Annotated in this window: 11 protein-coding genes; all 11 read right to left on the reverse strand. The window is 55.2% G+C overall.

What is annotated here, in order from left to right; genetic code table 11:
* Nucleotides 1–36: 36 nt before the first annotated feature.
* Nucleotides 37–558 (reverse strand): hypothetical protein, encoded by a 522-nt coding sequence (locus KJS28_RS05255; RefSeq protein ID WP_213542023.1) that lies wholly within the window; start codon nt 556–558, stop codon nt 37–39.
* Nucleotides 555–2,261, reverse strand: a complete 1,707-nt coding sequence (locus KJS28_RS05260) for a serine/threonine protein kinase (protein WP_213542024.1) — start codon at nt 2,259–2,261, stop codon at nt 555–557. The genes KJS28_RS05255 and KJS28_RS05260 overlap by 4 nt, the downstream gene beginning before the upstream one ends.
* 17 nt (nt 2,262–2,278) lie before the next feature.
* Nucleotides 2,279–3,052, reverse strand: coding sequence for a PP2C family protein-serine/threonine phosphatase (locus KJS28_RS05265; protein WP_213542025.1), 774 nt, complete (start codon nt 3,050–3,052; stop codon nt 2,279–2,281).
* Nucleotides 3,053–3,087: 35 nt separating this feature from the next.
* Nucleotides 3,088–4,605 carry a DUF6382 domain-containing protein gene (locus tag KJS28_RS05270; RefSeq protein WP_213542026.1) on the reverse strand — a complete coding sequence of 506 codons (1,518 nt, stop codon included), beginning with the start codon at nt 4,603–4,605 and terminating at the stop codon, nt 3,088–3,090.
* Between the two features lie 11 nt (nt 4,606–4,616).
* The gene (locus tag KJS28_RS05275) at nt 4,617–5,933 is read right to left on the reverse strand and encodes a WG repeat-containing protein (protein ID WP_213542027.1); all 1,317 of its coding nucleotides are present in this window, start codon (nt 5,931–5,933) and stop codon (nt 4,617–4,619) included.
* 6 nt (nt 5,934–5,939) lie between these two features.
* A complete protein-coding gene (locus KJS28_RS05280; protein WP_213542028.1) occupies nt 5,940–6,614 on the reverse strand; it encodes a prepilin peptidase in 675 nt (224 codons plus the stop codon).
* A gap of 2 nt (nt 6,615–6,616) precedes the next feature.
* Nucleotides 6,617–7,894: a TadE/TadG family type IV pilus assembly protein gene (locus tag KJS28_RS05285; protein ID WP_213542029.1), complete on the reverse strand. Its 1,278-nt coding sequence runs from the start codon at nt 7,892–7,894 to the stop codon at nt 6,617–6,619.
* Nucleotides 7,895–7,920: 26 nt separating this feature from the next.
* A complete protein-coding gene (locus KJS28_RS05290) occupies nt 7,921–8,544 on the reverse strand; it encodes a hypothetical protein (RefSeq protein ID WP_213542030.1) in 624 nt (207 codons plus the stop codon).
* A gap of 13 nt (nt 8,545–8,557) precedes the next feature.
* Entirely contained in the window at nt 8,558–12,181 is a 3,624-nt protein-coding gene (locus KJS28_RS05295) for a DUF5702 domain-containing protein (protein ID WP_213542031.1), read from the reverse strand.
* Between the two features lie 4 nt (nt 12,182–12,185).
* Nucleotides 12,186–12,914: a TadE/TadG family type IV pilus assembly protein gene (locus tag KJS28_RS05300; protein ID WP_213542032.1), complete on the reverse strand. Its 729-nt coding sequence runs from the start codon at nt 12,912–12,914 to the stop codon at nt 12,186–12,188.
* Between the two features lie 77 nt (nt 12,915–12,991).
* Nucleotides 12,992–13,198: a Flp1 family type IVb pilin gene (locus KJS28_RS05305; protein ID WP_213542033.1), complete on the reverse strand. Its 207-nt coding sequence runs from the start codon at nt 13,196–13,198 to the stop codon at nt 12,992–12,994.
* Nucleotides 13,199–13,222 lie beyond the last annotated feature (24 nt).

The raw sequence follows: 13,222 nt of genomic DNA on the forward strand, positions 1-13,222 counted from the left end.
GTCTTATTTTGTCATCCGCTAGACGGATGATAAAAACTACTCGATGATCTCAGAGCTGGCGCTAAAGCCCATCTCCACATCCGTATGGAATGCGCGCTTCTCCTCCGACTTCGGGGCGGCAGGCTCTCGCTCCGCTTCCGACAGGACCGTTGTGGCGCCCACCTCCTCCGGCTGCTGCAGAACCGTCGTCTCCGCCGCAGTCTCGGTGAGCACGGTGGTAGCCTCTGCCGCCGCTGTCAGCTCCATGGTGGAGAGTTTCTCCGTACCCGGAGAGCCGCCCATTCCCGCCATTTGTGGCTCCAGTCTGCCGGAGGGCGATATCTTCGCCGTGAGCTTGCCACGGGCAGCATTTACGGGGCTGGGCTTATATGCCTTATTGCCGCTGGCCTCGTTCTGGGCCCGGATATCCCGGATGGCCTTGCGGGCCGTAGCTCCTGTTACGTCACCGATGACGCTGCGGATATCCAGCAGGAAGAAAATCGCAATGGCCGCCAGTAGGAAAATACCCGCCAACACATAGGCCACCGTCGAGAGCATTTGCAGCGTTTCAACCGTCATGCCTGCTCCCCTCCCTTCGTGGCATATGCCGTCTCAACGGCCTTTTTCGTATCCGCCAGCAGCGAAACGGTGGCCTCCTTCTTATGCTCCGTGGTGTCGGCAGTGGCAGAGATGCCTGTCACCGTTCGCTCCACCTGATCATACATCTGCATCATATCCGCCTGGCTGATGCCGTCACCCTTAAACTTGGTGGCATACTGCTGGAGCGCACTGCGGGAGAGCTCCAGCAGCTCCAGCCGCACGATCTCGCTCTCATTTTCATCGGTGGCCACCGTATCCAGCAGCTCACGAATGTTGTCAAAGAAGGGCTTATACTTTCCCTTATCGCTGGCCTCGGTGATATCGGTGGTGATATCCCGGTAGAACGAGCCGATGTTCACATAGACCCTCGCCATATTCAGGTTTGCATAGCCCTCCGGGGCGTTGTCCAGCACGTCCTGGAACCACTCCACGGCGCTCTTGGCCCGTGTGACCTGATTGTCAGTCCCGTCGCCGTAATCGTAATAATACCAGTAGAGCTTTCCGGTCTCGAAGCAGATCTCCGTATAGTTGGCGGGATCCGCCTGCAGCGCCGCTTTGTTGCTCTTGATGTACTTGGTCAGCTGATTGGCCTCCTCCACGGAGAACCGGGAGTCGTTATTCTTGTAGGTCTGGATCAGCGCCAGATAGGCATCCTTTTCCCCGGCCTTATCGGGAACGGCGATGGCCTCGCCATAGAGTGCCACCTTCTCCCCGTAATCCGCCGTCTTGGACGCCTCATACAGGATATCCCGATAGGTATCCGTGGCCTGTTGGGCCGCCACATGGCTCAGTGCAAAGCCCGCCACGGCGAATACCACTGCAAGGGCCGTCGGGACAATGAATTTTGCCAGCTTGCGCTTCTGCTTCTTCTTGTAGTCCTCGTCGATCTCCTTGTAGTGGTCCAGCGCATACATCAGCTCCGCCGCTGACTGGTAGCGGTCCTCCGGGTTGCGCTGGGTACACTTCAGGATGATGCGCTCCAGACCGCCGGAGAGACTGGGGTTGATCTCCCGGATGGGCTTCATCTCATAGGGCGGTTCGCTGGGGTTGCAGCCGGTGACCAAATGGTACAGCGTAGCACCCAGACAGTAGATATCCGTGCGGGCATCCGTCTGACCCATGCCACCGAACTGCTCCGGGGCCGCATAGCCCACAGTGCCGAGACAGGTGGTATCCGCAAGATTCTTCTCCTTGAACTCTCTGGCCGTGCCGAAGTCGATGAGGGTCACGTTGCCATCCGGCTTGAGCATGATATTGGCGGGCTTCATGTCCCGGTAAATGATGGGCGGCTGCCGGGAGTGGAGGTACCCCAACACATCGCACAACTGCTTGGCCCACTCAATGACGTACTCCTGCGGCTGGGCGCCGTACTCCTCCAGTGCCTTGTTCAGGGAATTGCCCTGCACGTAGTCCATGATGATGAGGAACGTATCCTCCGTATCAATCACGTCGATGATACTCGGCAGACTCGGGTGGCTCAGCTTCTTGAGGATACTCGTCTCCGCCACCAGACCCTGCTTCACGGCTTCAAAATTCAGTACACCGTCCTTGCGGACCTCCTTCACTGCCCAGGTCTTGTTCGCCTTCTCATTGATGGCCATATATACGACGCCCATTGACCCTTGTCCGACCTTGTTGAGGATCTTATATTTTCCGTCAATGAGGGATCCTATCTCCAGCATCCCGTTCCCTCCATATTTCAAAATGTTCTGATGGTCACCACCGAAATGTTGTCACGCTCCCGGCGCTGCTTGTTCAGCTCGATCAGCGCCTCCATATTGCGCTGCATCCCATCGGCATCGGTCATCACCGTCGGGTTCAGATAGGCATATATCTCCCCCTCCGTGATCTCGTGGCGGAATCCGTCGCTGCACAGCATATAGGTGGCATTCAGCGCCGTATCACCAAAAAACATATCCGGATAGACCTCGTCGGATGCACCCACGCATTGCAGCAGCACACTGCGCCGGGGATCGGTCTCCGCCTCGACCTGCGTCAGGTTCCCCAGCTCCACCTCTCTGGCCACCACGGTCTGGTCCTTGGTCAAAAGGACCACATGGTCGCCTATCTCGTAGGCACGGGTATCACCGACGTTGATGATATAGTACCGCTGCTCCGTCAGGAGCAGTGCCGTCACCGTGGTGCCAAGGCCACTGGCAAGGCCGCACCGCTTTCCGTACAGCTTGATCTTCTCGTTGTACTCGGTGGCGATGCCCACCCAGTCCGCCCGGATGGCCGAATCGGTCAAGCCGCTTTCGCACAGATCGGGAAGCCGCTGCTCCGCCCACTTGCAGAATGCATTGACCACGGATGCACTGGCTACCTCGCCCTTGTCCAGACCACCCATTCCGTCGCAGACCACGGCAAAGGCCATCCGGCCCAGCGGCGTCGTCACCACACGGGCGTTAAAGCTATCCTGATTGGTAGCCTTGGTGGTCCCGATATCTGTGGCTGTGGAGATGATGAAATTCATTGCTATACATCCTCTCTTGGCAAAAATAGCGCATCTCAGCGAAGCTTAAATTCAAAGTCCTCGTTGCCGAGACGGATCTTGGTTCCCTGCTGGATTGGCACCTCCGTGTTGGGCTGGATCATTTTGCCGTCCACGTAGGTGTGATTGGTGGAATTGGTATCCACGATGAAGTATGTATTCTCACGGGTGATGATGGTGGCGTGGCTTCTGCTGATGGCCGGATTGTCCCCAATGAAGTAGTCCACATAGCTCCGCTCCTTCCCGATGCGGAACTGGGGCTTATTGACGGCGATCTCCTCGTGGTTTCTGCTGCGGATCAGGTATGGCGCAATGCGCCGGGACTGCTGGGAGGCATTGTTGAGCACCGTGGTCTCCCCGACCCGGCCGCCGCCGTTGAGGATCGTTGTATTGCCGAAATCCATTTTTTCACCGGTCTGCACCATCGGGATCGTCTGAACCGGCGGCTGGACCGGTATCTGCACCGGCTGGACTGCAGCAGGCTGCTGCACGACCGGGGTCACAGGTATCTGTGGCTTGGGCTGCGGAGGTGTCTGTATCACCGGCTGCACGGCCGGGGCCGACTGTCCGGGGATCGCAAAGCTCGGTGCGCTGCCTTTTTGCTCCACACCCGGAACCGCAAAGCTCTGGCTTTTTGCCGACTGATTGGCGGGCCTTTCGGTCTTTGCGGGCTTGCTTGGTTTAGAGACCGCCTGCTTGGGCTTACCCTTCTGCGCCGCCTTCTGCTGATCGTACAGGGCCTTATTCTCCTTACTGTAATGGGTCAGCAGGTGCAGCAGCGACATTTCCTCCTTCGGGGACTCCTGCGTCTGCTGCTGCGGCGGCTGAGGTACAGCGGGCGGTACGGCCGGTGTGATGATCGGCTGTGCGGGCGGTACATGGACGGGAGCAGTCTTTTGTACAGGAGGGACCGCAGGCGCACCTACAGAGGGCTGCCCATTGGGTATCTTCTTCACCTCCACCGTCACTGTGGGCGCCGAAGGCTCATTGCGCAAATCATCCAGCAGCTTTTTGAAGCCCGGCAGAGAGAATACCGACGAGCTGTTCAGGAAGTTCAGGATCTTCGCCACATGGTCCGAGTCCTCCGCGGGGTCCGTCTGCGCATTGACCACGACACTTTTGAAGAAGGCACCCAGATCCGGCTCCTTCCCCTCTGCACTGGCGATGGGCAGGCAGATCAGTGCAGCGGCACAGGTCGTGACATCTGCAAAGATGTACTCCGGGTCCAGCACGATGCTGGACGTGTCGATCATATAATCCTCCGCCGACAGAAAGCCCTCCGTGATCCCGTTGAAAACGCCCAGCAGCCGCTTACGGTTCACAACGCCGCCGAAAAACTGCTGCATGGACACCTTGGAGGAAACATTGTACTTAATATACCTCTTCTCATCCATCTGCGTAAACAGGGCTCTGGTGAGTCCCGGTATGCTGTTATTGGTGAGCATCCCCAGGCTCAACGTGTCGATGGAGTCCCCCTCTTTTATCTCATAGACAAGATAGGTATTTGCCCCTTGATTTTCGTAAGAAAAATCCATGATGATCCACCTCAACTGTCGTATTCGCACAGGACCAGAAAGCTCCATGCGGCAACGCTCTTCACACAGGCTGCTCCGTCCGGGGAGAAAACGCCTGCGTCAAAATACTTCTCCTCTACCACCAGCTCACCGTCGGTGTTGATATAGCCCCACCGATCATTTTCCTCTACCGGGGCTAAGCCCAGCGAGAAGGATCTGGCGTTTTCATATTGCGGCTGGATGACCAACTCGCCCTTGGCATCCGCAAAGCCCCATTGCGAACCCACCTTCACCGCCGCATAGCCGTCGTTGGCTGCGACCATTGCCGCACCGTCATAGGCGGCACCGATCTGCTTGCCGTCGTGATCCACGAAGAAGTACTTATCTCCGGTACGGACCGTAATACGGTCAAACATGGAGCAGTAGCCGTAGGAGTCCACCAGGATCTCATCATAGGTAAAATCCGTGATGTTTTTCAGCTTGCAGTTTATCAGGGCCCATTTATCGCCCTTTTTCACCGCCGCTACACCATTGGCAAAGGCGCCGGCGTAGTCAAGTTCAAACATCTGCTCATGAAATTCCGTGTCGATGTAGCCGTACTTGCCGTCCCGCTGAGCCGGAGCCAAACCGTCGCCAAAGGAACCCAAATACTGATAGGTATTGTCGCCTACCAGCTTCTTGTTGCCCTTGACGTCGATATAGTAGTACGATCCCTCCAGACAGCAGGGGATCACGCCGGTATCCTTGTCATAGGCCCCCAGGTACTCATAGGTACACTTGATCTTTCTGGTCCCGTCCTTGGCGGCCATCCCGTACCGGCCCTCCTCGGACACCGTCACATAGTTGCGGTCCGGCTGGACGTGCCAGTCTCCTACCGTCTCGTAGGAGGAGTACTTCTCGATGCACGTGGTAGACAGCTTCTTGGAAAGCGCCTGAATATCCTCGTTGTCCTTGACCTTAGCGGCGCTCTTTACCACCTCCATGGCCTCGCTGTAATCCGCCTTCTCCATGTAATAATCTGCTTTTTTCAGATAGGCCTGCGGATCCTTGGGAGCCAGCTCAATGGCCTTGTCGCAGCAAGCAAGAAAGCCCTTATAATCCCCCACCTGATAGTACATATCCGCCAGCTTCATGGTGATATCGTAGCTGCCGCTATTCAGCTCCAGAGCCTTTTCGTAGCTCTCCAGCGCATCGATGTAGATGCCCTTCTCCTCGTACCTTTGCCCCTGCTCCAGATATTTTCTATATGCACTGCTGCTATCGATCTGATTTTTCAGAAGCCCCAGCCACGCCAGTGCCGTGAATGCGAGCAGGCCGATCAGTACCAGCTTTGCAGTTCCCTTCTTCATCCGCCGTTATCCTCCTATCAGCATAAACGCATATTCTATCGCCACTCCGGCGAACGCAAAGGGCGCCATGGGGACCGAGTCCCGCAGCTTGACCTTTTTCATCAGCAGCAAAACGATCCCGACAACGGCTGACACCACAAACGTATAGAACAGTGTCGCAATAATCTCCATACTGCCCACATATGCACCGATGGTGATGAACAGCTTCACATCGCCCATGCCCACACCCTTCCGGGAGAGGAGCATCGCCACCGCCAAGATCACGCCGCCGATGCCGGCGCCAATCAGCGGATAGAGCAGGATGCTGCGCCAGTACTCCGGATCGGAGATCAGATTGCAGCCCAGAAAGGCCACTCTGGCGATCAGCAGGACGCAAATCAGGAAATTGGGGATCAGCCGTTCCCGGTAGTCGATATAGGCCAAGAGATACAGGCCCCACAGAAGGGTCGTCCACCGCATCAGCACCGGAAGCTTCAGCAGCTCATTTCGCAGGGAGTATTGGATACTCAGCGTCACAAACAGCAGCAGGACCGCTGCGGTAATGGCCAGAAGCACCCAATGCGCCTTGAACGCCGTCCGGGTCAGCGCCCCTTTTTCAATGCTGTAACGCTTCTTCACATACAGGAGTGAGGCAACGAGCAGCAAAAGCGTATAAATCGTTATGATGATGCCGCAGACCATGCTTAACCTCCCAATGCCTCGTCTCTGTATGTGATATTGACCTTGACACCGGTCTCCTGCTCGATCTCATTGGCGATCTCCTGCAGCAGCGAGGCAAACTCCGTCGCCTCCTCCGGCACCACTATAATCAGGACCTTCTCCCGGTGCATGGTCTTTTCCAGCGCCGTCTGGCAGTCCGTGCCGTCCGACATCTCGATGCTCTCGCTGATGCTGTCCACCGCACGGTTCAGTGCATTGGCGTAGGCCTTCAGCGCCGCCTTGATCTTCTCCCGCTTCAGGATGTAGTCGCTGGCCTTGGTGCCGTCGCCGGAGCGCACATAATCCGAGTAGGAGGCGGCAAACACGTTCATGGAGTGGACCGCCGTAAAGGTGTTGCTGTCCTGATCATAGAGATCCACGCCCACGCCGTTCTTTACACCCTGATGGGGGTTCTCCCCCTGCAGCTCACTGACGTAGTCCTTGCCACGCTCCATGTCGCTCTTCTGCCACGCCGACGTTTTCGAAGCCACGTCGCTGAGCTTCACGCCCTCGGTGTCCGCCAGCCATGCCGCCGTGCTGGCCGTCTGCTTGACGATCAGCTTCTGGTCGAAGATGCCGAAGCCCTTCACGTCGATCTCGTACACCAGCACCACATTGATGGTCCGCTGGTCCATCAGGAATGTGGACAGGCTGAAGTCCAGTCCGTCCAATCCGTTGACCACGCCCATTTTCTCCAGCACCGCCGAAGCGTCATCCTGCTGGGTGATGTACTTGGGCAGGAGCGCCTTGCACAGCGGCTGGGCGATGACCCGGCTCACCAGAGCGGAGCCGCCCTTCTGCGCCACCACCTGTGCCAGCGCCGTGATGGCACCCTTGGGGTCGCTCATCAGCGGGGCAAAGCTGTTGTACACATTCTGTGCCGAAGCGGTGATGGATTTGAAATCATCGCCGCTCATGCCGCTGAGCATATCGCTCAGGCCCTCGGAGTTCAGGGGCACGCCGTTGCCGCCGGTGGAGCTGCTGAGCACGTCGGAGAAGTCGTACATGGACTGCACCGCCTCGTCGATGCTGTCCACCGTGGCCTCGGCGGAGTCCTTGGGATGCACCAGCAGGTTGGCCCGGCTGGCGATGTATGTATACTTGGAGATCTCCTTGGCCGCCTGGTCGATGGCATACTGGGTGGTACTCTCGATCTTTGCAACGGTGGCCAGCGAAACGATGGTCACAAAGGCAAACATGAAGATCGACAGCGACAGGATGGCCTCTACGGTAAACGAGCCCTTTTCCCCTTTGTCTTTCACAGTCTCACCCTCTCATGGTTTCTTAATTACGCCGCCTTTTTGAGATTCTCGATCAGCGTGTCCATGGCAGCATCCAGTGCAGCATAGCTGGCAGAGGAATCGTCCTTGGGAACGCCAACACAGAAACGGACAACATTTTCATCGGTCACATAATAGAATGCGATGAACTGGCGATTCATTGTTCCTTCACCAGTCTGGTCACCCTCCATGGTGCCGCTGACCTTCAGGATGGTCTCGCCATAATCGTTCTCGATTTTGCTACTGGTGCTGTTGGTTTGCTCGCTAGGTTGAAATCTAAATGCCGCACGCATCGTACTTCTTACGTGTTTAAACGCTGAATCTGTCACATTATCCCAAGTATCAAAATCAATATCATCAAAACAGTAAATAACAAGGGAGTACTCTTCCGTTTCAGCAATAAGGCCGTCAGTAACCGTTCTTTCATCTACATCTCCATCAAAGGTAAAGCTATAGCCAAGCACTTCCTCTACTCGGTGCTCCATATCCTTTGCGGGATCATCCTTAGACGGTTCATCCGTCTGATTCTGATCATTGTCCGGCTGGGGATCCGTGTTCCCTCCATTGGAGCCGCAGGCCGCCAAGGTCAGCAGCATCAGGGCCGCCAAAATAAAAGCTAAAAATCTTTTCATAAATTCCTCCTGTTTAATAGCCTAATACACTGGAATACTTGAGCTTCTGATATCCGGTGCCGATCCTGCTGAAATCCAGCTCATAGGACGTCTCGTCGTCTACATTCACGGTAGTCACCGGGACCTGGAAAAAGGTGGTGCGAACGGATACCTCCGCCGTAGCCGTGACCACGGTAAAGGCCTTGGTGACATCAAAGCCCCTGCTCTGCTGCTGGACATTGGCCTGAATCAACTGGGCCGTCCGGGTCAGCATGGCGTTCTTGCTGCCGTCTCCCATCAGCAGGTGGATCATGATAAAGGTCTTGACGTACTCCTTGTAGTTCATGGTGAGGCCGCTGGCCGCCGCCGTACTGCCGGAGGAACCAGCGGAATCCCCGGCGATCCCCGCCGTAAAGCTGCTGATCTCATCCTTGATCTTCTCTTTTGCCTGATTGCCGCCCTCGGTGATTTTCTCCTCCAGCGATACTTTAAATTTATCACCATATGCGTTGATTTTACTCCGAATAGCTTCGCTAATCTTCGTTTTGAGTCCTCCAATTAACCCACCGGTATTATCCGTTCCATATAGCATTTTATTGATTTCTTCAATGGCATTCCCATTCTTTGCAGCATTATACATCTCATATAGCTGCTCAGCGATATTCCCCACCTCATCAGATAGCAACTTATCAATGGCCAGATCCATGCACTCGTTTACCAGCCCTGAACCACTGTTCTTCAATCCCTTCAAGGTCTCCTCCACCTTGTTTATGATATCCGCCTGACTTAAGGTCTGCGAGGCTCCCGTGATCTGCAGAGCCAACTGTGAGATAGGACCGGCGATTGCACTCTGAACTTTCTCATAAACACCGTCGAGTGTGTCATCTACGTATCGTTCAGTTTCATCCACCCCAAAGTCCACAAGCTTCCCACTCGCATCCACAGCGGCATTTTCCAATCTGTCAAAGATGTCATACACTACTGCATTGGCAACATTTTGGATGAGATTGGTTGCTCCTTCTTTAATTTTATTTTTCAATCCATCATAGCCCAAAGCCCATGTGTTGGAAGTTTTATACAGTGCCACGTCCTTTCCCTCGTCGCAGAGGGCCTTGACGTCCACGAAGGACTCCGCCATGGCCCACGCCAGCAGGATCACCGTCTTTACGATGGGCACGCCGAAGCCCGTCCAGCCTGCGATGGCTGTGGCCGCCGTCAGCGCCGGCACGGTGGTATCGGTGCTGGTGAAGGCGTACACGGCGTTCAGGGCAAAGCGGATGCCGAAGATCATGGCACGGGTGCTCTGCAGGTTCTTCGTCACGCTGTCGTTGCCCCAGAGGATATATTCCGCCTCAGCCCCAAAGTAGGGGTTGTTGGTCATATCCTTGCCGTTCATGGCCTTGGCTACCAGATTGCCGTCACCATCCTTTTTCAAGGTGTCGGTGTAGCAGCTGAACATCTCCGTCATGTACTCCTGAAGGTACAGCTTGTCTCGCCCGGCCTCAGCAACCTGTCCCAGCAGCTTCAGCAGCTCGGATATCTTGGTGAGATTGTTCTTGTTGTTTTTGGCGGCCTCTTTGTCACTGCCGGAGTCTACCTTTTCTGCATGGAAGGTACTCTTGCCCTCTTCACCGCCTTCGTCGGAGCACAGCTGGTCGATGGCCTTGCGCACGCTCTCGTCCACAGAGGCGCTGATGGTGCCGGGGATGTCCGCCGGCAGGCCGGCCGTAGACTGCGTCGAATTGGCCCCGGAATTGCCGGCAGAGATCAGGTTCTTTTTCAGGCTCTCTGCACTATCCTTGCTGGTCTTATTCTTCTTTGCATTGGCAGAGGCGCAGACCCGGCACAGGTAGGCGTAGAACTGCTCCTCCTCCGTGACCTTCTTGGCGTTTCCGGGTGTCACGCTGCTGACGCTCTGGCCGGTATATTTGCTGTTCATGATCTGCGTCGCCTGGGACTCGATCTGCCCCAGCTCCGTGAAATCATTCTTGCCGATGGAGGAACTGAACTCGTCCTTATAATCTACTGAGCCATAGTCCTCCCGGCAGATGGGCTTGTCGTACAGCTTGATGCCCTCGACGACAGACTTGACGGAGTCAAAATGTTTCTTGTAGGTATCCACCAGCGCCCGCAGGCTGTTGATGGCATCCTTATTGATGTCCTTGGCGGCATTCTCATATTCGCCCTGCATGGAGGTCTTGACGTCGCCCTCCGAAAGGTTATCCACCTTATTGGCCCAGTTGGTCCGGGCCTCGTCCAACTCATCTACATTCTTCAGCACCGCCGCCAGCGCCGTGTCCGCCTTTTCCAGCGCACCGGTTATGGCACTGATGTCCTTGTCCCAAGCGTACAGCTTGGATGCAGCCGACCGGCCCTTCTCTGTGGCGTTTTCACCCCACAGCTCTGCCCAGCTTCCTCCCTCGCCAAGGAACATAGCGAGTTCTGTGTATGCCTCCGTTTTTTTATCAGGCACCTTCATTTCATCGGGAAGCTTCTCGGCATACATTCCGTACATCAGCGCATATGTAAAGCTGCTCTTTACATTTGGGAGCTCCTTGTAGATTTTTACATAGCCGATCTCTTTGCCCAAGTCTGTGGACTGTGTGATCTCCAGCTTGAGCATCTTTTCGTCATAGTTTATTCCAAAGTCAATCCCATAGTCTCCATTTTCCACCGGCACGACCTTGATGCCTCTCTCTGCCAGCTTCCCTTCAATATAGGCCATGGTATCCAGCTCTCTATTTGCTGCTTTCGACTTTTCATAGTAGGACTCCACCTCCTTGCGTGTTGCGGAATCCACCTTGAAGATTGCCCATTGGTCCTTCAAAATAATGACTTTCAGGGAATCAAGGCTGCTGGGCCTTTCATTGATAAGCGGCGGTACGTTCAGCTCCGAGCTGTTGTAGGCCACCAGATACTTCACCATGTCCGCCACATCTTTTTTCGCACTGTCGATATCCTGCGAAAGCTGATTGAGATACTCGTTGGAGGCAAACTTCGAATTACCGCCGATCAGATCATTGTATTCGTTGATGGCCTCATAGGCCTTCTTGCAGGCATCCTGGACTGTGTCCAGCTTCTGATCGTAATTCACCTTGGCTTCGATGGCCTTTGTCTGCTTAGAGGTCTCACCGATGCATCCCAGCTTGGTCAACAGGCCCTTGCCGATGTTGATGGGGCCCCGATACTTCATATAATCGACGATCTGGCGCTCCAGAACCTTGGGATTGCCGATGGCTGACGACTCCACGCCCTGCAGCGTGAACCGGTCCGCTTTCAAGTCAACGATGTTGTTGAACTCCATTTCATCCCCGGAAAAGGAGGAGAAGATGCTGTTGATAAACTCTCGTGTATAGGAGTCGCTGTCGTTGAGGATCCCGGTGTTGTCGATGGAGTTGGCAAAATATCGGGAGACGTTGTTCTGCAGCTCCTCCATGTTCTCCGAGACGGCGAAGATGCCGTACACATCGTACAAGATCTGGTCATACTCCGACAGAGCGGCATTCATAGCCAGATCACCGGCGCCGGACAGGGATGCCTTGGCCGCAGAGATCCTGGCTCCGTCCACGATCAGGCCCGCCACCGTCATCATGGGCAGCATGATCAGCGCCAGAAACAGGCTGATACTGCCCTTGGTTTTTTCAAAAAAGTCGATCATGCTGTCATAACCCCCACTTCGCCCGTGCATCCGTGAATTTCTGCTTGAAGATCGCCACCCGCTGACTCATGGTCTGGTTGCTGTCGCCGAACTTCAGATTCTCCCAGAGATAGGTCCCCAGATCATAGACCATATCCGTATTGCGGATAAACTCCGACGTGTCGTTGACCACCGCCACCGCCGTAACACTGATATCCAGCGACGACGTCAGCCCCAGCTGCCGGAGGAAGCCCGGTGCGCTCAGGTGCTTCACCACGTTCACCTTGATGGCTGGCGCCAGTGGGTCGGCGGAGGCGCTGATGGTGCAGTCCACATTGGTCCCAGCCAGAAATGAGTTCTCGGCAATGAGCTGCCGCAGGGCCTTTTCCATCGTCGTTTTATTCTCGCTCTTCAAAAAGCCCTTTCCCCAGTACCGATACGGGTCATGTACCTTCATGACCTCATTGATGATATCCTTGCCGGGCATATAGCCGTCGCTCCAGTCAAAATCCGTCTTTGTGGTGATCCCCGTGCCGGCGAAGAAGTTCTCATAGCCGGGCATCTGCCCCTCTCTGGCCGCTATCACGGCGATCTTCTGCGCCTCGGTATACATGGCGGTGCTTTGCAGCACATAGCTGCCCACATAGATCAGAAAGCCCAGCACAAACAGAACGATTGGAAAAATCAGAGTCATTTCGATGATCTGCGCCGAGCCGCTCTCACTATTCCACTTTTCCCGCAAAATGCCTTTCATTTCTCCACTCCTTCCGCTTCTTCGGGGCGCTATCCGTACACCGCATTTCTGCGGTGTACGGATAGATATACATCGACTTAGGAGTTCAACGTTTCTCCTTTGATTCGATCCATAAGGCTCTCAACAATTTCTGTTATTTGCTTTCTAAAAATTCCAGCCAGCGTCACGACCACAGCAATGATCAGAATGATGGCGATGATGTCGGCCGCACCTCTCTCCTCCTTGGCAAAGTCCTCCAGCAGACCCTTTGCACGGAAATAACCCCGCAACAACTTCATTTTCATTAAGTCGTTCCTCCTTATGTATTT

Origin of the sequence: Vescimonas coprocola (assembly GCF_018408575.1) — a bacterium.
In the GTDB taxonomy this organism is placed as follows: domain Bacteria; phylum Bacillota; class Clostridia; order Oscillospirales; family Oscillospiraceae; genus Vescimonas; species Vescimonas coprocola.